At 58.3% G+C, this 22,421-nt stretch carries 20 protein-coding genes and 2 pseudogenes; 10 read left to right on the top strand and 12 right to left on the bottom strand.

Features of this window, described 5'->3' with window-relative positions:
* Positions 1–166: 166 nt before the first annotated feature.
* Positions 167–442, top strand: a complete 276-nt coding sequence (locus ASE26_RS12625) for a hypothetical protein (RefSeq protein ID WP_055938675.1) — start codon at positions 167–169, stop codon at positions 440–442.
* Here the strand turns inward: ASE26_RS12625 and ASE26_RS12620 are convergent.
* Positions 429–2,438: a neutral/alkaline ceramidase gene (locus ASE26_RS12620; RefSeq protein ID WP_057246354.1), complete on the bottom strand. Its 2,010-nt coding sequence runs from the start codon at positions 2,436–2,438 to the stop codon at positions 429–431. The two genes, ASE26_RS12625 and ASE26_RS12620, sit on opposite strands and share 14 nt — an antisense overlap.
* A gap of 234 nt (positions 2,439–2,672) precedes the next feature.
* Here ASE26_RS12620 and ASE26_RS12615 point away from each other — a divergent pair, with 234 nt between their 5' ends.
* From ASE26_RS12615 to ASE26_RS31505, 3 genes and pseudogenes are all read left to right on the top strand, one after another.
* Entirely contained in the window at positions 2,673–2,945 is a 273-nt protein-coding gene (locus ASE26_RS12615; protein WP_373922109.1) for a helix-turn-helix domain-containing protein, read from the top strand.
* Positions 2,946–2,953: 8 nt separating this feature from the next.
* A pseudogene (locus tag ASE26_RS31510) lies at positions 2,954–3,124 on the top strand (type II toxin-antitoxin system HipA family toxin); the annotation flags it as partial.
* Positions 3,125–3,324: 200 nt separating this feature from the next.
* The gene (locus ASE26_RS31505; protein WP_057246353.1) at positions 3,325–3,759 is read left to right on the top strand and encodes a HipA domain-containing protein; all 435 of its coding nucleotides are present in this window, start codon (positions 3,325–3,327) and stop codon (positions 3,757–3,759) included.
* Here the strand turns inward: ASE26_RS31505 and ASE26_RS12605 are convergent, their stop codons facing one another.
* From ASE26_RS12605 to ASE26_RS12580, 6 genes are read right to left on the bottom strand one after another with little or no spacing between them, the layout of a single operon-like run.
* Positions 3,760–4,920: a DUF3322 domain-containing protein gene (locus ASE26_RS12605; RefSeq protein WP_055938662.1), complete on the bottom strand. Its 1,161-nt coding sequence runs from the start codon at positions 4,918–4,920 to the stop codon at positions 3,760–3,762.
* Positions 4,904–8,251, bottom strand: a complete 3,348-nt coding sequence (locus tag ASE26_RS12600) for an ATP-binding protein (RefSeq protein ID WP_055938658.1) — start codon at positions 8,249–8,251, stop codon at positions 4,904–4,906. The genes ASE26_RS12605 and ASE26_RS12600 overlap by 17 nt, the downstream gene beginning before the upstream one ends.
* Positions 8,248–8,931 (bottom strand): DUF4194 domain-containing protein, encoded by a 684-nt coding sequence (locus ASE26_RS12595; protein WP_055938656.1) that lies wholly within the window; start codon positions 8,929–8,931, stop codon positions 8,248–8,250. The genes ASE26_RS12600 and ASE26_RS12595 overlap by 4 nt, the downstream gene beginning before the upstream one ends.
* A complete protein-coding gene (locus ASE26_RS12590) occupies positions 8,897–10,378 on the bottom strand; it encodes a DUF3375 domain-containing protein (RefSeq protein ID WP_055938653.1) in 1,482 nt (493 codons plus the stop codon). The genes ASE26_RS12595 and ASE26_RS12590 overlap by 35 nt, the downstream gene beginning before the upstream one ends.
* 9 nt (positions 10,379–10,387) lie before the next feature.
* Positions 10,388–10,720: a CcdB family protein gene (locus ASE26_RS12585; protein ID WP_200953871.1), complete on the bottom strand. Its 333-nt coding sequence runs from the start codon at positions 10,718–10,720 to the stop codon at positions 10,388–10,390.
* On the bottom strand, positions 10,705–10,956 hold the full coding sequence (locus ASE26_RS12580) for a type II toxin-antitoxin system CcdA family antitoxin (protein WP_055939555.1): 252 nt from the start codon (positions 10,954–10,956) through the stop codon (positions 10,705–10,707). Before ASE26_RS12580 ends, ASE26_RS12585 begins: the two co-directional genes overlap by 16 nt.
* A gap of 200 nt (positions 10,957–11,156) precedes the next feature.
* On the opposite strand from ASE26_RS12580, the gene ASE26_RS12575 reads away from it, so the two are divergent.
* From ASE26_RS12575 to ASE26_RS29945, 6 genes are all read left to right on the top strand, one after another.
* The gene (locus ASE26_RS12575; protein ID WP_055939552.1) at positions 11,157–11,486 is read left to right on the top strand and encodes a type II toxin-antitoxin system PrlF family antitoxin; all 330 of its coding nucleotides are present in this window, start codon (positions 11,157–11,159) and stop codon (positions 11,484–11,486) included.
* Positions 11,483–11,998: a type II toxin-antitoxin system YhaV family toxin gene (locus tag ASE26_RS12570; RefSeq protein WP_055938648.1), complete on the top strand. Its 516-nt coding sequence runs from the start codon at positions 11,483–11,485 to the stop codon at positions 11,996–11,998. Before ASE26_RS12575 ends, ASE26_RS12570 begins: the two co-directional genes overlap by 4 nt.
* Positions 11,999–12,118: 120 nt before the next feature.
* Positions 12,119–14,860: a type VI secretion system Vgr family protein gene (locus ASE26_RS12565; protein ID WP_057246352.1), complete on the top strand. Its 2,742-nt coding sequence runs from the start codon at positions 12,119–12,121 to the stop codon at positions 14,858–14,860.
* Positions 14,861–14,873: 13 nt separating this feature from the next.
* Positions 14,874–16,202, top strand: a complete 1,329-nt coding sequence (locus ASE26_RS12560; protein WP_057246351.1) for a hypothetical protein — start codon at positions 14,874–14,876, stop codon at positions 16,200–16,202.
* Entirely contained in the window at positions 16,199–16,918 is a 720-nt protein-coding gene (locus ASE26_RS12555; protein ID WP_156409932.1) for a hypothetical protein, read from the top strand. Before ASE26_RS12560 ends, ASE26_RS12555 begins: the two co-directional genes overlap by 4 nt.
* Positions 16,919–16,962: 44 nt before the next feature.
* Positions 16,963–17,229 carry a PAAR domain-containing protein gene (locus tag ASE26_RS29945; RefSeq protein WP_082591356.1) on the top strand — a complete coding sequence of 89 codons (267 nt, stop codon included), beginning with the start codon at positions 16,963–16,965 and terminating at the stop codon, positions 17,227–17,229.
* A 186-nt stretch (positions 17,230–17,415) separates the two neighbouring features.
* Here the strand turns inward: ASE26_RS29945 and ASE26_RS12550 are convergent, their stop codons facing one another.
* From ASE26_RS12550 to ASE26_RS12530, 5 genes and pseudogenes are all read right to left on the bottom strand, one after another.
* On the bottom strand, positions 17,416–18,705 hold the full coding sequence (locus tag ASE26_RS12550) for an alanine racemase (protein WP_229208152.1): 1,290 nt from the start codon (positions 18,703–18,705) through the stop codon (positions 17,416–17,418).
* Positions 18,702–20,069 (bottom strand): D-arabinono-1,4-lactone oxidase, encoded by a 1,368-nt coding sequence (locus ASE26_RS12545; RefSeq protein ID WP_057246349.1) that lies wholly within the window; start codon positions 20,067–20,069, stop codon positions 18,702–18,704. The genes ASE26_RS12550 and ASE26_RS12545 overlap by 4 nt, the downstream gene beginning before the upstream one ends.
* Positions 20,066–20,422, bottom strand: a complete 357-nt coding sequence (locus tag ASE26_RS12540) for a cytochrome c5 family protein (RefSeq protein WP_082591355.1) — start codon at positions 20,420–20,422, stop codon at positions 20,066–20,068. The genes ASE26_RS12545 and ASE26_RS12540 overlap by 4 nt, the downstream gene beginning before the upstream one ends.
* A 508-nt stretch (positions 20,423–20,930) precedes the next feature.
* A pseudogene (locus ASE26_RS12535) lies at positions 20,931–21,072 on the bottom strand (IS5/IS1182 family transposase); the annotation flags it as partial.
* A 34-nt stretch (positions 21,073–21,106) separates the two neighbouring features.
* A complete protein-coding gene (locus ASE26_RS12530) occupies positions 21,107–22,360 on the bottom strand; it encodes an IS5 family transposase (RefSeq protein ID WP_057246348.1) in 1,254 nt (417 codons plus the stop codon).
* Positions 22,361–22,421: the final 61 nt, after the last annotated feature.

The following is a 22,421-nucleotide window of genomic DNA, read 5'->3' as shown; positions in this document are numbered from 1 at the left end:
ATTGTAGGCAGCGGCCGCAGTCGCAGGCTTTGAGAACGATCAACGGTGTGGCAGGAAAGCACAAGCCCTGCTACCGTTTGCGGTTTTGACAACTTTACTTTCAGTGACCGAATTCACCTGGGCATACCTCCAGATCCTGGAGATCGTAAGAGCACCGCTAACCGTGATGGCAGCGGGCATCTTCGCTGTGATGCTGCAGAAGCAGCTGGTTCAGCGTCAGCCACCCAAGCGGTGGCTGGTGATGCTGAACCACGCAATACTCCTGCAGTTTGCAGCCGTGCTGCTGGCATGGCTCCTGATAGCTTCGCAATCCGACCGGGCTTACTACTACTTGGTCCTCAACTTCTTCCTCATCACCTGGACGTCGCTGCCATTCTTCGTGCTGGCAGCCCTGCTGCCACCGGCCATGCGGCTACGCCAACGCAAACTCAGTTTACAGTGAAAGTCCTGCTGGTCCCCGACAAACCATAGATGGCGCCATTCCAGCCGTTCTTGTAATCGCCGTAATGCCGAATGCGATACTGTCCGGTCGCCGCATCGGCAGGAATGCTCCATCCAATAACCGCCTGCGAAGTACCCCACACCGGATCGATCCGCACCCAGCGATAAGTCGTATTCCAGTCCCCATCCACGGCCACTGCGCGCCATGCCGCACCATCCCAGCGCTGCACTTCCAGGAAGGTGCCGTTAAGCCGCAGGTTATTCTTGGGATGCCCGGTCCAGAACGAAACCTCAACACGCTGGCCCCGTGAATAGCTTGCATTCGCCTGCTGCACCACATCGCCGAAGCTCTTGAAGATCGGCGTGTTATCCAGCACCACACCGGTCTGGAACGACATCTGGTTGCCGCTCAAATCCCGCACCGGCGCGCTGCCGCCAACCGCCGTTCCCTGCCTGAGCGCAGTCGCCAGCTCATGGAAGCTTTGCTGGTACGCCCCCAGCGTCCACTTGCCGAAGTGTGTGGAAGCGCCTTCGTAATGCTGCGCATCGTATTCCTCCGGCGTGGTGACATAGCCCGAGTAGGCATTCGAATATCCGGCAAACACCAGGTGCCGCACATCGCTCCCCAACGCCGCCCGGACGGTGTCCCGCACGCGGCGCCCCGACATGATGGTGAATTCCGCCGGCGCCGCAATGATCGCCAGCTGCCCGATGCGCACGATGGAAACCGGCAGCACCTCCGGCGACCAGGGGAAGGGCGTCTGCGTACCCGTCGACAGCAACACCGGCTTGACGCCCTGGCAGTCGCGCACCCACTGCGGCGCCGGCGCGATAATGCCGCCCAGCGCCTGGAAGAATGGATTGCCAGTCAGGTCGCCCTCATTGAAGCCATCGAGCCCGCGCCCATCTTCCGTTCCCGCCGCGAACGCACTGCCGATGGCGGCCGGGCAAGTGCTGCGCGCCACACCGTCCGCAAAAGGCGCCGCCACCGTCACGCGCGAAAAATCGACGTAGCGCTGCCGGTAATCCACCGGCCCTGCCAGCGGCTCCAGCGCGCCGTTGTAGATGGAAAGCGCCTTCTGCAACTGCCGCTCGCCGATGATGCGCGTGTTATCCAGTTCATTGGCGGTGGGCCCGGTGCCATCCAGGTTCAGGTTCGGCGTCATGTCGCCCGCGTTCGACTGAGCAAAGGCCGCCACGAAATCGCCATCCGAGTTGTAGCGCACGCCCTTCAAGTCGTGCTCCCAGCGCCACTCCGCATAGCCCTTGTTATCCGGTGTGATCAGCCGGTTCAGCGGCGTCATCGACACGCCATGCGTTGAGAACCAGCTGATCACGCCCACATCATTGCTGCCTTGGCGGAAGCGCAGCACCGTCATCTCCGGATCGATATTGCGCCCCCAGCGATCGCGTTCCGCCTGCGGATTACGCAGGTAGGCAGGATTCGAACGGTTATTGCTGGCATCCGTCAGCTCGCCCTTGCCGATAGCGATGCTGCCCGGCTTCAGGTCGCGATGCGCCTTGTCTATCGCCGCTACAATGCCGCTGACAATCGCATCGAAGGTGCGCGAGTTGAAGCCGTAGGTAGTGAAGTTGTACAGCGCGTAGTGGGAAAAGCCACCCGGCCCGCCATGCGTATGGGTCGCAGAGAGGATCACATTCTCCGCCGAGTACAGGTTGCCGTAGCGCGCCTGCAACTGCCGCAGCACCGCTTGCTGCACACCCTGGAACACCATGCCCAAGTCATTGTTGACGAAGACCACGCGCTTGCCGCTGGCCTGGTCCACCACAATGAAAGCCCGCGCCCGCTGCCGCATGTGGATGCCCGCCGACACCTGCGAGGTCGAGCCGTATCCCATCATGCCTACTTCCGCCGCCTCGCCTGTGATGTCGGACATGCCGCGCCCGACGAGGAAAGGATCTGCATATGCCGCACTACAAACCACGCTTGCGCCCAACAGAGAAACCAGGCGCGCGAACCGAATGAGCTTCGTCATGACCGTCTCCTATGCCGCTGCTGTTTGAAAAACGACGAACTGGGAGAATAACAGTGTTTTTATTTTGGCCGATGATTTTGATCAAAACGCTACAGTAGCAAGCGAGAAGCCGCTAGTTTCGGAATATCAGAAATTTGTGGAATATACTGAGCGCTCACATTGGATTTTCTGAAATTCCGAAATATGAGCCGAAAATACCCCACAGCGTTACCAACAGTGCAGGTCGTAAGCGAGATGGCCGACATTGGCGGACAAGTGCGAGCGCACCGCAAGCTACAAGGATTACGCATTGATGATGCTGCGGCGCTGATCGGTGTCTCGGTGGACCTGCTATCACGGCTCGAAAACGGTGCAGGCGGCATTCGCACCGACAAGCTCCTGGCAGTTCTGGACGGTCTTGGCCTGGCCCTTGTCATCACACCAAAAGACCACGAGCTTCTTCAACACCTACCTCAAGGCCGGCTTGGCGGCGAAGAGGCTACAGGAACCAGCCCAATCACCAGCTAAGCTTATGGCTGCATAAGCGCCATGTTGCCGATATTGGCTACCAGCCGCTCAACGAATCATGGTCCTTGCGTTATGCGGATGAATGGTCGGCGGACCGGCAGGCGTTTGCACTTTCGCCGGCACTGCCGCTGGATGCGGAATGCGGTTCGGCTTCGATCCGCCGGTTCATCGAAAACCTCCTGCCGGAGGGGCGGGCGCTGGACATCGTGGCATCAGCCCAAGGGGTCGCTAAGAGCCAGCGACCTGCCAGCCGCGTACAAATACAAACGCAATATCGGCAACGTTGGCGAGGCCGCGCTGTATCGTGATGGCGTCAGCCTGCCCAAGCTCTTCGGCTTGCTTGAACATGCCACCCCGCAAAGCGGTTGACAGGCTTGCCATGCTGCGCTGGACGCTCTTCCAGCTTGTGATTGGGAATAGCGACGCCCATGGGAAGAATTTTTCCTTCCTCGTGCACCGGTCAGGCCTGCAAGCAGCGCCTTGGTATGACCTGGTGGGCGTCGTGCAATACCCGCAGTTCTCGCACGACCTGGCCATGGCGTTCGGCGACGAGTTCAACCTCGATCAGATCAAAGCGTTCTCATTGGCCGACTTTGCCCAGCGCTGCGCAATTGACCGGCAACTGCTGGTGCGTGAGTGCCGCCGTATGCGGGAAGGCGTGCGGAAGCATGCTATGGCCGCGACGAGCAGCCAGTCTTATCTGCCGGGGGAGCAGGTGCTGGTGGATAAGATTGCGGAGTTTGCCCTGTCCCAGTCAGATCGGTTAGCAACATTGGCTGAGGAGGCAAGCCGTATTTCGCCGGACATGCTGTGATCAGCGCGGAATACCCAGTGCCAGAAGGACCAGCTGCCACGAGATGCGTTCCTGCTCCAGCCTTAGGCAGTGCCCCCAGCGATGATCCCGCAATCCCTGGTAGACAATGCGTTCCGCAGGCTGCAAGAGCGGCAAGTCTTCCGCGGCGCATTGATCTGCCTCCTTGGTCCACAGCGAAGAAAACTGCAGCAAGGTCGCTTCGTCCATCAACAGCGATTGCAGTTGCGGCAGGTGACAGCGTGCGCGATGAAGGATCGCGTAGCCGTGCGTGTCGATGTCGCCCCAGTAGATGCCCCTGCAGCCGCTGATCCATGGAATGCGCGATAGTACGTCAACGTTATATCCCAGCGCGATCAAGGCGATGGTGCCTGGCATGTCGGGCAAAGCCAATCCCGACTGCAGGTTTTCCACAACCAGCACGGTTGTTGGTTCCAGTGACATGCCGGCCAACTGTTCAACGGGCGCGCTGAAATCACGCAAGCCGCCGCACCTGGCACGCAAAACAGGGTCGAGAAGCCGCACCTGCACGACGGCAGGCAGAGACTCCAATCCGCTCAGGCTATGGAAATCCTCCCCGTTGCCGTCCAGCTTACGTATGCCAGCCAATAACTTTGCAAGCAGGCCTTTGCGCGGCTCGATCCATTTGGTATCCAGGCCCGCTATCGGCAGCTGCCGAGGATAGAGGCCGGAGCGAGGATTCGCCTCCAGCCAATCCAGCGCAAGCAGCAGGCGCTGAAAGTCGGCATCTTCAAAATCGGCCAGCACATTGAACAGGCGGGAGGCAGTCAGCGCCAGTTGCGGCCAGCGCTGGCACAAGTCCTGGAAACGGCGTTCGGCAATGCGCCAGCGATCAAGCTCGCCAATCCACGCGCAAACCGCACGTGGGCCGTCCAGATGCAAGGCCTCTGGCAGGCGTTGAGTGCCGAGCAGGCGCCAGCGGCGCTCCACCCACTTAACATCGCCTTCGCCGCTCCAATTGCGCCAGACGGAGGCCCAGTCGCGCACAGCGTCGACCTGCTTCAAAGCCTCAGCCTCGCTTGGAGGCCCAAGTGGAATCACCAGCGGCCACTGCTGCGAAGGATCACCGGCAACCAGCCATTCGCGGTGTTTGCCTGCGAAGCGTTTTTTCAGCAGCGTGCGAACATCATCCGGCTGCTTCAAGGGAGGCCTCTGCGCGTACGTCGGAGGCCAGTTTCAGCCTCCGTTGTTCTTCATCGTATTCAATCAGCAGTATTCCGGACTCACGCCGGTCGCGAATCGCGACAAAACAGGCGCCGCCAATGAAGGGTTCCAGGGTCATTACAGACTTTAACGGCGTGGCAACGATCATCTGGAATCCAAAATTGGCAAAGATATTCATGGCCAGCGCGGTGAACTCGTTGTCTGCCTTGTCAAAGGCTTCATCCAGCACCACCGGCGCGTAGACTGGCACGCCGCTTTCACTGCCGCCAAGCTGGTAGCGCAGCGCAGCTGCGAGAACAGTAGTCGCCAGCTTCTGGCGCTGGCCGCCGGATTTGCCAGCGCCGCTCTCGAGCACATCCTGTTCGACGCCATGTTCGTCGTACTCCCTGCCGATGAATTCGACGTGCAGGCGAACATCCAGGACGGATTCGCGCCAGCGCCGCTGTTCGGCATCCTGGCTGGAGAGGCGGTCCACCAGGCGGCGCAGTTCGATGAACCTTGCTTCCGCCGCTTCCGGATCGTCATGCCACGCGTGGCTGAGCGCATCGAGAATGTCCTGCTTGAACTGGCGCACGTCCGGCAGTTGCCGGTCTTTCGGCTGTATCTGCAGGTAGGTTGTACGTTCCTCGTTGCGGTTGAACGGCACCTGCCGCAAGCTCTCGTTCACCACCTCCATGCGTGCCAGAATCGCCTTGCGCGCATCACTCAGGTAGGTGTTCAAGGCTGCCAGGTTCTGGTGACTCTGGTTGCGCAACAAGTCGAAGAAGCGCTGTTCGTGGGCCGGCAAGCCATCGGTCTCAAGCCGCGTCAGTTTGGTGAAGAAGTCCGGTGCAGCTGCCAGCGCGGCATCCAGGCCATCGGAATCGGCACGCCAGTTGCTGATGAACGCTGAGAACTGGGCTTCGATAAACTTGCCGCAATCGCCGATATGCTCGCTAAGCTTCAGGATGTCGTCTGAAATGCCCTTGCGAACTACCCGGTCCGCATGGTCGACGTCCTTCAATACCAGCGGTTGCGGCAGGCGAAGATAGCGCTCGTCCAGGCCCTGTTGCTGGTAGGGCGTCGGGCGGACGATGGAAGGATCCTGCTGTGCCGCGGCAAGCTGCTTTTCATGCAGATCGATCTCGCGCTGCCGCGCCAGCAGCGACACCTTCTCTTCCTCCAGTGCCGCCGCCGCCTGCTTCACCAGCTCGCGCTGCTGGCGCAGGCGATCGTCGATCGCCTGCAGGTTGGCGTTGCCGTCGCGGATGGCCGCAAGCTGGCGTTCGATTGCGCCGATGCGCAGGACTAGGGGCTCGACTTCGATCTCATGCCATTGGAGGTTGGCGAGGGTATGGCATTGCAGCACGCGTGCGCCGGCCTCGCGCCGCTGCTTGCCAAGGGCTGACAGCTGGATTTCCAGCGACTCATGTTGCTGGCGGAGTTCCTGGTCCTGCTGTTCGTACAGGCTTAGCTTCTCGCGGTTATCGAAACCAAGGACCCAATACCGCCTGTCGTTGACGCTATTCCTGTCGTCCTTCTCATGGCGTGCACGATTGTGCTTGACCTGTCCTTCGCGCGTCAGCGCCCGTTCCGGCGCGGCGCGGAAAGCGCGCATCGACTCCACGCACTCGTAGTCAAATCGTTGCCGCAAATCGGCCTGCAGCCAGTCTGCAAAGCGGCCGCTTTTTACATTCAGTTTGGTGACCAGCGAACTTGCCCGCAGCGCCCGCGCCTGTGACTGTTCGGCGCGGCCGGTACGGAAATACACCAGCTTCTGGCCCAGGCTGGCCTCGTTGACGTGGTTGGCCAAGGCTGCGTAATGTTCCTCGTCGACGAGGATGGACAGCGCGAAGCCGTGCAACACGCGTTCGATGGCGCCACGCCACTGTGCCTCCTCCGGCTTGACCTCCATCAGCTCACCGGCAAAGGGCAGGGCGTCGTGACCCAAGCCCAGCGCGGCTGCCAGCTGCCGGCGCATTTCAAGCATATGTGCCGGGATGCTGCTTGGCTGGCGCCGCAATGACTGGAGTTCCTGAAGTACTTCCTCACGCTTGCGCTTCACGTCATCGCGGGCGCGTCCCAGCTCCAGCAACTGGTCTTCACCGGTGGCGCTCTGCTGCCATTCCTCGAGTTCCCGCCGGGCCTGGCCGGCCAGCAGCGCGAAGCCATCCGGCGAGCCCGCAAAAGTCCATTCGAGTGCAGTGCAGGCATCGACGGCCTGCTTTCTCTTGGCCATCCGCCCGATGCGTTGCTCTTCCACCAGGCGGCGTTCGATTTCCAGCTGCTCGATGCGGTCGCCGCCGGCGGCACTGCGTTGCAGCTCCAGGTCGCGCAAGGCGAGTTCGCGGTTGTCCTGGGAATTGCGCAACTGCTGGACACGGCCGGACATGCCTTCAACGTCGATGCGCAATGCCTCGATATGCCCGGCCAGCAGCTTCATTCGCATCTGTTCGCGGTAGCCATTCAGTCCAGCTTCCAGCTCCTTCAGACCGTTGCGCTCCAGTTGCAGTGACTCCATCTCCTGGTGCCGCGCGCGGGCTGGCGCCAGGGTTTGTACCTGCCGGCGTGCCGTAACGACAGACTGGTGCGCGGCGTTCAGCTCGCCGAACTCGTTGACCAGGCGGTCCGCCACCTCGAAGGTTTCCGGCTTGTCCAGCATGAAATCGCGCAGGAAGGTATTCAAGTCACCCACGTTCTTGGCAGACTGCGTCTTGTGCAGCAGGCGCAGCGTCATTTCACTCTCGATGCCAAGCAAGCGGCAGAAGCGCTCGCAGTAGGGCCGGAATTCATCCTTGATGTGGGCGTCCGGGAGGGTTTGCTTCAGCTTGCGGATATCGAAATTGGTGCTGCCAAAGTCCTGCAGTTCCCGCAGGTCGAACGGGCGCTCCAGGACGAGGAAGATGCGCTTGACATCGGTGTTGGCATTGCTGTTCCCACGCAGCCAGAACAGCTGGAGCAACACTACATCCTGCCCGTTGCTGTTGTGGTAGTGCAGGGCAATCGCGGACCAGGTGGTGGTGCCGCCGCGCAGGTAGCGCGTGGACGTAACGCCGGAGGCGCTATCGCTCTGCGCAGACCAGGCGCCGCGGATGTAGCTGACCAGGTTGCGATCGCGCCCAGTGCGGTCGGCCTCGCGCGCCGCGGCGTTGAAATCGATCCAGCGCGGCGGCACCAGCAGTGCGGAAAACGCATCCAGCAAGGTCGATTTGCCTGCGCCGGACGGGCCGACGATCAGGAAACCGCGCTCGCTGATCGGAATATCGTGCAAACCACTGAAGGTGCCCCAGTTGAATACCTGCAGGCGCGCCATGCGGAACTGGTCGTTCATTCCTCGTCCTCGCCATCATCCAGCGGCTGGCGCTCCAGTTCAGGTGATTCGCCAGCGGCCATCGCATCATACAGGGCCGTCAGCGCTACAATCTCCTCAGCGGTGAACAGGAGCTTCAACGTAGGTGAGATCTCAAAGCGGTCCTCGCTGGCGCGGATCTTCTGCAGGATATTGTGCTTCTTCATCTTCTCGATGGAGGCGGAGATACGTTTGGTGAAGCCGGCACGGTCGGTGCTGGCTGCGCGTTCGTAAAGCACCAGGTTCTCCACCATCTCATCACGCGCTACTACGGCGCGGTCGCCGTGCGCTTCGGCCTGGGTCAGTCGCTGGCGCAGGAACAACACCAGCACGGAGTCGATGAACGTCAATTGGGCGCGGCGCAACAGGATTGGTATATCCAGGTCGCCGGCATCCACTTGGCGTGTAAAGGCCACCTGCAGGTCGCGGTCGATCACCAGGTCCAGGAACAGGTCGTGCAAGCGGCGTTGCACCACTGTCTCGTCGCGCAGCAGCACAGGCCACAGCTTGGGATGGCGGCGCCCTTCAAGCGAAGGTCCTGATAGCAGCTGCACCAGCACCCGGCGCGTATCCAGCGGCAGCTCACCGGTATCGTTCATGAAGAGAACGGTCGGCGCCGGCGCAACGTCAGCCTGCGCTGCCGCCTGTTCGGGCAAGTCCATCCTGTTGATCCTTGAAGAAGTAGATAGCCGGTATTGTAGCTTTGCGTTGCACGTTGTCGTTGCCAAGCCAGGTAACGGTCTCGCTGGACTGGGCCACCATGCCATAGCGGCTGCCCAGCGACATCAGGCCGATCACGCTGCCCAGCCCCTGGGCGGCGGGGAACGCGTACAGCACGTCGGCGACGGAACACTGGGAATGCGTTGCCAGCACCGCCTGGACATTGACTGCCAGCGAGCGGAAGTCGATTTCCGACTGGGCGACCAGTTCGCCGATAGCGGCAAGGTCGATCGGGACTGCGGCAGCCTCGCCCATCCGGTCCGGCAGTGCCTGCAGTGCGGGATCGTGCAGCAGCCACTGCGACAATGAGGACAGCTTGCTGCTGGTCAGCTCCAGCGTGTAGTTGAGGGTATCCGTCGCCTTGACCTCTTCCTTCAATGCCAGGGCCGAACGCTGGGCGGAGCGAAGTAACTGGGTCAGGCGGCGCTGCTCCATGAATTCCCGGCTTTGTACGAAGTGCTTCAGGCTGCGGGCGAAGGATTGCAGCACTTCGTGGACGATGCCGCCTTGCTCCAGTAGCGTACGCGTGAGGCGCAGCAAGAATTGACGCTCGGCTGGATTCAGCGCAGCGACAAATTCGCGCGACATTAACTGGTCCAATGCATCCTCCAGGGTGGAGGACTGCACGGGATCGGTCAACAGGCGCCAGAAGGCCGAGAAGGTGCGGCCCGCTTCGCTCTCGCTGATCAGGTCAATGCCGGCAAACAGCGAATCCAGTACTTCGCCCCGGCTGCCTTCATTGTCCATGATGCGTTCGCGCAGGTCGCGGTTCAATTGCTCGAACTGGTCTCGCACCCGGCGGAAGTCGCCCGCCAGGTTATCTGCCAGCGCAATGATCTCGCGCGTGCGTTCCAGCGCCGCCGCTTCCGGAAGGATGATTGCCTTGCCTTGTTCGATATCGGCAATTTCGCGCTCGATGCGTGCCTGCTCAGCGCGCAGGCGTGCAATTCGACGGCCCTTGTCGGTGTCGGTATCGTCGGACAGCTTGGAGAGCGCGTCTATCACCAGCCCTAGCCGGCTCTCCGTGGCGGCGCTATGTGGTTTTGCCAGGCTTGAAATGAAGCGGATTGCTTCGACGGTAGACGTCGCAAGCTCGTACTCTTCTTCTTTCGAGCCGGGCGGGAAACGACGTTCGAGGTAGCCATCCCCCAACCAGGAAGCGGCATATTGCTGCGCGGTTTGCGGCCACTCCTCACCAAGATTGCGCAGGCGTTCAAGTTCGCGCTCAATGCGCTCGTGGAAGATGGATGCAGGCAGGCTGCGTTCACTTTCGTATAAATGTGCTTGCAGCAGGGCGATGACAGTCGGCCCGTTGGCGGCCGCCAAAAGCCGCCATAAAGGCTGCTGGCGCATTTGCCGATAGGCGGCTAATGGTTTGTCCGGTTTCATTTTGTCTCTTCAGTACGCGCCGAAGACCCTGTCCAGCGCGGCCTGGATAACAAACTGACTGTCACGTGCTGACGCCACCCTGCTCTTAAGCTCTGCCAAGGGAATGGCGCCCAATTGCGGAGTGTCCAGCACGTAGTCTCCGCCATCGATCTGGATGATAGGGAACAGGTCTGGCGGCAGCGCAGATGAAGAAAATCCAGCCAATGGACGCAATGGCACCACGATCCTTGTCGCCAATCCGCTAATGACATTGCTCTGCACATCGACCAGGTATGGGATATTGCGATGGTTCCGCCCCGGATTGACGTAGATGTCAAAGCGCGCCATCAGAATGCTCGCCATTCCTGCAGGGCGACCCCTTCCTCGATTACCCGGTTGTTATAGGCGTCGAGAAAGCTGGCATGCTCCTCATTCCATTGCTGTTCCCTGCGGGCCTGGATCTCTTCCCGCAAGCGCTGTTCACAGACTTGCGAAATGTTGATACCCAGACTCTTGGCTGCCTGATAGACGTCCATGGACAGGGTGATGTTAGTCGCCTTTTTGCTTGGCAGCTTGGGAAGGGATTGTGCTGGCTTCATACGGCTCCAATGCGTATCAGGCATGAGGATGTTAATGCGCATTATACGCCCACGGTCTGTTGACGCATTTGCCGGTTTCTTTTTAACAATTGCCAAGATGTTGACATTTGTGCATACGTTTCATCTGACGAATGCCTCGTAAATTGACTTGGTAATGCAATCGCATTACCATGGATGTTCATCATCAGGCGCCACGAATCATGCCTACCTTCCTTAAAGCCGAATCTACACTGACTGACCGGTATCAGACCACCGTTCCGGAAACGGTACGCCGCGCGTTGCGACTGGGGAAAAAAGACAAGATCCGGTACACGATTACTGCCAATGGCGAAGTGCTGCTCACCCGCGTGGAAGGCCCAGAGGCCGAAGACCCTGTTTTGAGCCATTTCCTGCGCTTTCTGGCTCAGGACATTGCGAACTCTCCGGAGCAACTAAAGGCGATCGATGCGCAGCTTGTCGAGCGCCTGAAGGAACTTACCGAAGGTGTTGAATTTGACATGGACACGCCGCTGCCGGAAGAAGATGAATGAGCGGAACAACGCCCATTCCACTGCGGCGTCATGGTTGGACAATCTATGCCCATCCGCTATTTCTTGCCCAACTCGAGGCACTGGTCCAGCAGGTTGAAGCGCTTAAGCAGAAGGATCCAAAAGGGTACGTAACAAAGAACCCAAGCAAACGGCTTGCGGCAATCACCAAGCTTGCGTTTGACGTTATCCCTCAAGATCCGACTCGCCCTGAATATCGGCAGGGAAGTACGCTCGGCGAAGAACACAAGCACTGGTTCCGCGTCAAATTCTTCCAGCAGTATCGCCTCTTCTTCCGGTTCCATGCTTCCAGCAAAGTGATCGTTTTTGCGTGGGTGAATGACGAGCACTCAAAGCGCGCCTATGAAGGCGGTGACGATGCGTATCGGGTCTTCCGGAAGATGCTTCAGGGCGGTCATCCTCCGGGCGATTGGGCCGAGCTACTGGCTGAAGCGACTCGCGAAGCGCAGCGATTGCAAAAGTTCGCTATCTCGAAAAGAACTTGGCAAGATTGAGCCATATCAAAGCCAGCGATATTTAGCTTCGCCCGCATTCGATTTGCTGAAGATCAACGTCGACAAATTTTACGCGTGTAACCATAGGCACCTGCGTCAACCAGACGATGGGAGCCTAAAGTGGACAATGCACTACTCAGCTTCTTCCAGCAAGACAAGGACCTGGTCACAGAAAACCGACCCTTGCGCCTGCGTCTGGCTAACCCGACGCAAATGCTGGAAGACGTGCTGCTGCCACAACGCGTCCAGGGCAACGAGTCAATCTGCGGCAGCATTGAGTACCGCATCCTGTGTGTCTCCCTCGACGCCTTCATCCCGCTGAAAGAACTGATCGCCCTTCCTGTTGCAGTCGACATCGTGACTGACCGCGGCGACCTGCGCAGCGTATGCGGCATTGTCACCGAGGCCAGCGCCGGCGACAGCGATGGCGGCCTGGCCAGCTACCAGTTGGTGCTGCGCGATGCGCTATCCATCATGGAAAAGCGCAACAACACCCGCGTCTTCCGCAACAAGAACGAAGTGGAGATCGTGCGGGTGATCCTGGACGAATGGCTGCAGACTAATCCCATCATCGGAACCTGCTTCCGCTATGAGATGGATGAATCGTTCCGCATTGACGCCTATCCGCAGCGCGAGTTCACCATGCAGTACAACGAATCCGATGCCGCCTTCATTCGCCGCCTGCTCAAACGACGTGGCATCGCATGGTACTTCCGCGCCGACCAATCGGATTGCCCATCGCACACGATGGTCTTGTTCGACAACGCTGATACGCTGCCGCCAAACGCCGCAGGCATTGTGCGCTACCACCGCGACGCCGCAACCGAAGAGCGCGACACCATCACATCGTGGTGTGCTGTCCGCACCCTGCAGCCGGGAAGCGTGTCGCGCTTCAGCTGGAACTACAAGAATCCGCAAGATTCTGAATTCATGACCACTAAAGTTGACGGCCGGGTGGACCAAGGACCAAACGGCAACGAGATGTCCGCTACGCTGGATGACTACCTCGTTCTTTCGCCGCACGCAGGTGATGACCACGACGACCTTTGCCAACTTGGTCAGCTAGCCATGAACCGCCATGACCTTGAATCAAAATGCTTTCACGGCGAAGGCAGCGTGCGTGACTTCTGTGTTGGCGAATACTTTGAACTTGAGGGTCATCCAGAAATTGACGTACACGCTATCGGAGAACGCGAGTTCGTCATCAGCGCGCTGCAAGTGGACGTATCAAACAACCTTTCCAAAGACCTTGCTGCGCGGGTCGAACATTTGTTTTTTCGTAGCCGATGGATGCCAGGCGCAGACATCGAGTTATCGCCAATGCGCGTGAAAGTGGGCTTCACTGCTGTTCGTCGCGGTATTCCTATTGTCCCCGCCTACGACGCGCAAGTGGACATGCCCAACGTCCCTTTGCAAAGCGGTGTTGTCGTTGGGCCAGATGGCGAGGAAGTGCATTGCGACGAGTTGGGCCGCGTGAAAGTTCGCTTCCGTACGACACGCAAGGAAGATCACTTGCATGCTCAAGGTTCTGGGGCGGCAGAGAATGAAAATGATTCTGCCTGGGTGCGTGTGACAAGCAACTGGGCAGGAGGACAACGCGGCGCTTTTCAGTTCGGGCAATTTGGATTGCCCCGTATTGGAACGGAAGTTCTTATCGCCTTTCTTGGAGGAGACCCAGACCGACCAATTGTTATCGGCCAACTTTATAACGGAAATGCGCGCATTCCTGCATTTCATGCTGATAGCTCTGTGCCAGCTAATCGGTATGTCTCAGGCATTCGCAGTCATGAGATCCGGGGTTCAGGTGCGAACCAAATCAGATTAGACGACACCCCTGGAGAGCTGAGCGTGCAGCTCGCGAGCAGTACTGAGGATAGTCAACTAAATTTAGGTTTTCTCACGGGACCCCGAGTATTGGGTACTGGTGAACGACGGGGAACAGGCGCGGAGCTGCGTAGTGCAGGCATTACGACGGTCAGAGGCGCCGGAGGACTCTTGTTGAGTGGATGGAGACAAAGCAGATTCGATGCGGCCCATGCCGAATGCAATGAATTCAAGTCGCTTATTGAAGACTCCGCGTCAACGGCGACCCAGATAAGTAATGCCGCAGAATCTCGAGGTTTGGATCCGGACCTTGGCGACGAACTTGCCCATCTCTCCGAGAGCTATCGATCTTGGGAAGGTCGTGGACCAAATGAATCAGGCAACGGCGAGATTTCAATCGCTTCCCCATCTGCCATCGCAATGGCAACCGCAGGAACGTTTGCCAGTTACTCGAAGGAAAACTCATACCTCATCTCAAACAAAAACCTGCATTTTCATGCAGCGCGGTCCACTTCCGTCGCAAGTTTTCAGGACATTTCAATTTTCGCCTATCAAGGGAATCTCAAGGCCATTTCAGGTAAAGGGAACTTCGTCATTCAGAGCCAAGAGGGCACGGGTGAAATGCTCGCGACTCGGGATCTGCGCATTACGTCCACGGACGGAAAGGCGATCGTTTGCGCAAGCGAGATCAAGCTAGTGAGTGCCGACGGTTCCTATATCAGGATTGGCGACGGGATAACGCTTGGCTCTAGCGGAACAGTAAAGATCCTTGCGTCAAAGTTCATTTTCGATGGACCAGACACCGAAAGTACTGAACGAGATGCGAGATCTCATGAGCGAAATATTTCTATTAAAAAGCGCGAAGTGGAGATTGAGTATGTCGATGCTGACGGAAACTCGCCGAAGCAGGATGAGTTGAGGTTGACGTTCTTCGCCGAAAGACAGGAAGTTACGCAGTCAATTACAAACGGGCGAGGTGTTCTTAGGGATCTGCCGTCGGGAGCTTTCAGAATTGTCCAGCAGAGTAGATTGGTTTGAACAGGAGGAAGACATGACAGCCTCGTTAAGGAAGGCGCATCAACAAGAACAGACGATTTGCATTGACCTGCCAGGCGAAGCGGTGAACTGCTGGAACGAAAAGGCAAGGAAGGTCCGTGTTGTACTACGCAAGCACCGTGATGTGATCTTCGACATCTCGCTCGAAGAGAATGCTTTGTACTCTGTCTATTCAGAAAAGGACCCATTCTATGATGCGATGGAAAAGAAGCTGGTGCCTGCTGGCAAGGAGGTCAATTTTTTCAATGGGACGCTTAAGCATTTCTGGGTAGGACGTGGATTTCGCGGGGCCATGGTGTTAAAGAAGAATGGAACTCTTATAGGCCGTTACTTCCCCTACGAACCTAACGGTGTGCATATTGGCGAAGAGCCGCGAGTAAAGCCTGCCCCACTTTTGGTCGTAATGAAATCTCATGAGTGGCGGCACTCTGATACCTATTCTCAGGTTCTCAGCCGTGACCGTTCAGGATCAGATGAGAGATTTACGCTCATTGTTCAATTGGATATCGAAGACAAGGGTATGCCTCGTGAGTTGCTGGAATACCTTATGCATGGGAGCGACAAGGAGCTGTTCTATTCAGGGAACGTTATTACAAGAAACTGGGTATTTAATCAGATTGCCGCCCAGCTTGGATTTACGAGCGACAACTTGAACTGGATAAAAGAACTCTGGGGGAAACGACTGAAATTTCAGAAGATTAGAGGCACGCTTAGCGTAATACTCACCGGCAACAAGCAGGCTCGACAGTATCTCACTGCAAATTGGTACGGCGCGAAGAACGCAAAGGTCATTGCATTCTCCTTCGGTGTTGGATCTGCACAAGGCCTTCGCAATGCAGGCTGGGGGGCGATCAAAGGAATGACTGGTAAAGGCGGTGTGGCGACGATTTGTTTTGTGATTGCCATTGATGTAGCCGAATGGTTAAAGGAGTACGAGGACAAGGACCCCATAACCGGGCTTCCAAAGCGGGATTGGAATGATCTCTTCATTAAGGTTGGGACAGACATCGGCAAGGCCGCTATTGGAGGTGTACTTACTGCCGCAGTAGGCTGGATCCTTGCGACTGTCGTGACTAGTGCTGCGGCATTGTTCGGTGCGACTATTGCGTTACCAGTCTTGGTGATTTGCACGGGAGTCATTGTCCTCAACGTTGCAGTAGGTTTTCTGGTCGACCTGGCGGATCAGCAGTTTGGACTAAGTGATAGTCTCAGAAATGCAGTTAAACCTTCCCTTGAAAAACTAGAGAAGGACTTTGGGGCGGACTATCAAGGTTTCGACAGTGCAGTAGGGCAGGCTCTTGCTTACGGCGGACTTGGAGCATGAAAGCAGGATCCTCCAATTTTTGGTTTCTTTCTGCGGCGTGGTGGATCATGATGGTCGTGCTTGGCGCGGCTTTCACATCACCCATTTTCTCGTGGGGATCGATTGTCCAAACCTGTAGATTTCTAATAGCTCCGGCAGCAGCGCTTTTAGCACTTGGGTTCTTTCTCAATAATCCGCAACGATATTTGGCATGCCTTGCATTAATTATGGCTATTTTTGTAGTTCCAACGACCCTTGTTTGTTTGGCTCCGCTCGCATCGCTAGCATTTTTCATGAGCGAGAGAATCACATTTGGATACCTCGCATTGCTTGTCTTTGCCCTTGGAACACTGTCACTGTGGTTCGTTGTCATACGAGTACTCCGCGAAGGGCGGCTAGGAATCAAGCCCGCAGATTCTTATGTTTTCTTCGAGGATGGCATCGCATACCTCAAGCTTTCTGACTTGCACGGACCTCATACATCTAAAGGCGACACTAGGTTCACATTTCTTGCATCACCAATCGCTGGACTTGCAATGATTGGGTATCCATTACAAAAACTTCTCGTTTTGACGACTGGCGGGGCCGCTATCGCTCTATTTATCGCGATCCTTCTCACCCCAGTGGCTAGTTGGCTACTCGCGTGGATGGTTTGCAAAATTTCCTCATGGGTTTTACCCATTTGGAGGTATGAGCGCATGCACCGGACTCAGGTTTATTTGAAGGGGATGATGTAGTCCGTACAAGTTGGTGATTTGTCTTGCCAAGGAAGGGGGCGAAAGTGGCAAATGTTATCCGGGTCGGTGATCCGACATCTCACGGAGGGAAGGTTGTCGAAACCAGCGCAACGCACGTGATTGTCCGCGGGAATCCAGTGGCCTTAGTTGGCGACAAATGCACATGCCCGATGACCGGGCACCAAAACTGCGTCATCATCAGCGGTAACGCCAACCATACCGTCAACGGCAAAGCTGTCGCATACGAGGGCGATAAAACTAGCTGCGGTGCGACATTGTTTTCGACCGTTGAAACATTCGCGTCGAGCTAGGGAGTATTGAGCAACGCCCTTGGTGCCATGCCCTTTGAGCGAGCAAGTGTCAAAGAAGTCAAGAATTTTCTTGGTAAGGCTCCCCCAGTTCAGAGCGTTGAGGAACCCAACTCCGTGAGGGAGTATGAAAGACAGCAAGAGTCGCAGCTTTGCACAGGACTTCAATAGTTAAGGCGAAATGTGGAGTCAGGGCATGGCAGGCATTACGGGCCAGTGCTCCGTAACGTTTCCACCCTCCATTACAACGATATCGCCAAATTGCTGCAGTACCGACTCGCTCTGCCGCGGTCGCAAGAATATGAAGTCATCTACCTGCAACTGCTGTGCCCCTGACCCTAGCAAAGCCTGCTGGTTCGACGAGTTCCCATACAGGCCGCTAGCCGCCAGCCCTGCGGGGGATACTGGATCAGCCATCCAATTGCCGCCGTAGACGAAGTAGACCCGTTCCTGGTTCACATCCCATGCCCGCACCGCATCGCCCAGCGCCTCCACACCGCGCGGCATCTGGAAATGCCGCCCAGCCTTCAGCACAGGCGTTGCGATGAATGCTGCAGATGCCAAGTCCTTCAGCAAATCCGTATCGAAGTCACTCGGCTTGACGAGCGCTGAACCCAACGCAACCTCGTTCGCCGCACCGCTGCTGTCATGCATGCGATATGTAGGCGACCCACCGGCATTGAACACGAGCCCTGCCAGACTGCCATTGGGCCGCATCGCCTGCGCTGCCATCCCTGCGTAGTCACGATAGATCGCTTTGGCATCCGTGAGCGCCTTCTCGCGGAGGCTTGCCAACGGCAGCTTGGACACGTGCGCGTCGTAGCCCATCATCCCGCTCCATTGCAGGCGCGGTTCCTCCTTAAGGATCGCCAGCATCTGCTGCAGCACCTGCGCGCTATCGACACCGCCGCGATGCAGCCCCACATCAATCTCCAGGCTTACGCGCATATCGAGCTGCTGTGCCTTTGCCAGATCTCGATACTGTGCCAGGCGCTCCGGCGTATCCACCAGCCACTGCAACTGTCTCCCAGGATTGAACTGGCCGCCTTGGAAGTCGTGATAGAACTCCGCCGCCGCAGCTGCAGGTAAAGGCTTGCCAAGCAGCAGGTCCGCATCGCCACGCTGCGCAGCAAGCTGCTGCAGGTAGGGCAGGTTGAACACCATCAGCCGGCGCGTTTGCATGGTTTGCATCAGCAAGTCCAGCAAGGGCAGGCAGGGCAGGGACTTGGCTACCAGCCGCAAAGGCAAGCGCCCATCCACATTGCGCATGACCTGACGCGCATTGGCCAGCAGGCGGTCGCGATCGATGACCATGGTTGGCGTAGCAATGCCCGCCGCACGCAAAGCCTTCGAAGCCCGCGCAAAGTACTCTGCATGCGGCGCCCCCTTGTCGCGCGGACGAACTGTCAGTGCTGCAACACCAACCAGCCCGGCGCCAATGGCAGTGATCACGGCACGCCGCTTCAGCGCCACCATCATGCCACCCCGAACATTGAATGCAGGTGCGGATTCAGCATGCGCCCCTGCGGGTCCATCTGCTGGCGCAGCGCCAGGAAATCCTTCCAGCGCGGGTAAAGCGCCGCCAGCTCCTTCGCCGTCAGGTTATGCAGCTTGCCCCAATGCGGCCGGCCGCCATGCTTGCGGAAGATCGGCCCCAGTTCGGTCACCAGGTAATCATGCGCCTCGCCATGCGCTGCGTGCACGGCGATGGAGCAGCTATCGCGCATGTGGAAAGGACTGAGCCAGGCATCATCTGCCTTCACGAAGCGGAACTCCATGGGGAAGTAGACCTCGTTGCGCTTCTCCAGCGCAGCGATGATCTCCTTAACGCAGGCAATGCCGGCCTCGCGCGGCACGTGGTATTCCGTTTCATTGAAGCGTGTTGGCCGCACTGTGGAAAGCAGCTTCCACGAGCGGTTCTTCGCTTCCTCTGTGAGGTCTTCATCGATTAACTTGCCCGCCGCCCAGCGCCGCATGTCCGGGAACTTGCCCAACCAGTCGCGCAGCTTGCGCAAGTCGCTCAGCATTTCCTCGTCTTGCGAACGCGGTACCAGCACGTCGCTGCCCTGATACTCATCGTGCGCAATGCCTGCCGCATAACCGGTGAAGGGCAGGTAGTAGAACTCAAAGTGCCTATGCTTGCGCGCCAGCTCGGCGGCCTGTTCCATAATTTCGCTCACTGGGCGTAGCCACACCTTGCGGTGCAGGCTGAAGGAGGGCACCACCCGCACGGTCGCCTGCGTAATCACACCCAGGCTGCCAAGGGAGACGCGAGCTGCGGCCATTTGCTCCGGATGACGCTCCTGGTCCCACTCTACCACCTCGCCCTGCGGCGTAACCAGGCGCAGCGACATTACATCCGCATGCATGGCCTGCAGGTTCGCGCCCGTGCCGTGCGTGCCTGTACTGATTGCGCCCGCCAGCGACTGCATGTCGATATCCGGCAGGTTGCGCAAGGCCAAACCAACGCCATCCAGCTGGCGCGAAATTGCAGCCAGGCGCGTGCCGGCGCGTAGCGTGGCCGTCATGGCGGCCTTGTCATGCGACAGCACACCGGACAAGCGTTCCAGCGAAACGATCGTGCCGTTGGTGGGCACCAGGGGAGTGAAGGAATGGCCGGCACCAACGCAGCGCACCGTACCGCCGGCATTGCGCAGCAAGTCGGCCAGCGCCTGTTCGTCGGCAGGAGTGGCCAGCGCCTGCGCCTGGCATTGCTGCACTTCCGACCAGTTCTTCCAGCGGAAGGGGCTAGGTAGTGCCAGCTCAGCTTGGGCGCGACCGGCGAGCAAGCCAGCCGCCGCAGCCATGGCGCCGGCTTTCAGGAAAAGGCGTCGCTGTTTCATGTTCCGCTCCTTGCCATGAAGAGCGTCAACGCGCGTAAGTCGCCTGCGCTGCAGTCATTGCATTGGCCCATGGCAGGCATGGCGTTAAAGCCATCGCTCGCATGCTGGACTAGTTGATTGATGCCTTTGTCAAGGCGCGGCTTCCAGTGCGGCGCAAAGCCCGCCAGCGGCGCTCCGCTGCCGTTCCGCGCATGGCACACGGCGCAAGAGCGCTCGTAGCGCTCCGCCAGTCGCGCATCGACTGGCCGGGAAGTCTCGGCCCATTGCAGGTCGGCCGTAGCCGGTTCCTGTTTGGCGGCAGAGCAGGCACTGAGGCCCGCCAGCACGATCACCACGCCCAACAACGCTCGCATCGACTCCCCTTCTTCAAGTGGAACAACGTCGAATGAGGATAACGACGAACTTTAGAAAAAACAACGTTTTTCTGTTTCAAAGTGAACAGAATGCCAAAATTTAACGCCCGTTAACCAAGGGCTGTGCTGGCCAGCGCCTTAATCCATGAAGACAATTTCCCGCGTGTAGGCCTGATAAAGTTTTGGCTCATTGATTTTGTTTTTTAGTCCGGTCTGAATAAATCGTTATTCAGCAATGCCTGGGCTGGAGTCGGCGCCAAGTCCCCGCCACCGGAATCGGCGGCGGCATTGCCTGGGCTGCGATCAAGGCCAAAAGAAGCCGCAGCTTCCGCAGGATCATGCGCRGGTTGTGTCCGCAGCCGTACAGCAGGGCATGGAACGCATCGCCGTCTGTGCCTTTCAGCCAGTTCCGGGTCCGGTCTGAATAAATCGTTATTCAGCAATGCCTGGGCTGGAGTCGGCGCCAAGTCCACGCCACCGGAATCGGCGGCGGCATTGCCTGGGCTGCGATCAAGGCCAAAAGAAGCCGCAGCTTCCGCAGGATCATGCGCAGGTTGTGTCCGCAGCCGCACAGCAGCGCATGGTACGCATCGCCATCTGTGCCTTTCAGCCAGTTCCGTCGCAAACGGCCATCATTTTTCATGTGCCCGNCTGTGTTTTTATTAAACAGTCGCAGCCACCAGTTTATTGCAACATGCGCAGGTTGTGTCCGCAGCCGCACAGCAGCGCATGGTACGCATCGCCATCTGTGCCTTTCAGCCAGTTCCGTCGCAAACGGCCATCATTTTTCATGTGCCCGATTGCCGGCTCGATGGCGCTGCGGCGCCGGATATCGCGCCGCAGGCGCTGCGTGATGTTGCGCTTGAGTTTGGGGTGATAAACCTTGGTGCCAGGCTGCACCTCCACGCCACRGTAGCCCAGGTCCACGAAGACTTCCTTGGGTTGGCAGTCAGTCAGAATCGCCACCTGCTCCAATGCCTCGAACAGCGTGTGGCCATCGTACGGATTGCCAGGCATGCTGCGCATCCCTACCACCAGGCCTTCCTTGTGCGTGGTGGCGATCGACACCTTCACGCCGAACTCGTAAGGCTGGCGCGATTTTCCCTTGGAGATGCACTCGGCCTCCGGCGCGTGCAGGCTGTACAGCTTGTTTTTGTCTTTCTGCTTTTGCGTCAACAAGCGCTTGGCCTTCGCCAGCAAGTCGCGGGCCTTGTCCTGCATGGCGGCAGGCAGCTTTTCCTGTTGTCGCTGCMCGTCGCGCCACACGCGGCCAACCACCGTCTTCAGTTTTTTYAGGCTGGCGCGCATGCGCTTGTACTGCTTAGCATGGGCATAACGTCCCGCCTGCGCCGCCAGCTTTGGTGCTTCGCGGTTGTAGTTCTGGCGCAGCACCAAGCCGCCTTCGGCGGCCAGTTTGACCAGGTGCTGCCTGGCCCGCTCCAGCAACTTGCTGTCAGTGGGATGGGCAATGGCTTTTTCCTGTACCGTGCTGTCGACAATGATCTTCTCGTAGCTTTTGGGCTTCACCACATTGGTCGACTCAGCTGCCTTGATCGTTTCCGTCAGCATCCACTCCAAGCCTTCTTCACCGATCCGCTTGCGCCAGCGCGTCAACGAGCTGGGGTCAATCGGCGGCTGGTGCTGGAACCAGGTCTCGCCGCAGAACAGCTGCCAATACGGGTTCTCGACCCAGCCYCACACAACATCTTCGTCGGATAAGGCGAACGTGTGCTGCAAGTACAGCAGGCCGGCGATCAAGCGTGTCGAGGTCGCCGGGCGACCACGCGACGAAGGAAAATGGGGCGCCCACTTCTGCTCGAACACTTGCCAGTCGAYGTGCGCCGCCAACCTTGCTAACGGGTGGAGCGGATTCACCAGCTCGTCCAAACGCTGGCGAAACATGTCGTTGCTCTGCGGTCCAGCTGGTTTTGGTCCCATCTAACCCTCGAAAATTTGCAAGGAATTGCGCCCATTTTAGCGAAACCTTGCAAATCTCAGC

The organism is Duganella sp. Root198D2, assembly GCF_001428585.1.
Lineage (GTDB): Bacteria > Pseudomonadota > Gammaproteobacteria > Burkholderiales > Burkholderiaceae_D > Rugamonas.
This window is presented reverse-complemented; position numbering and strand designations above follow the sequence as displayed.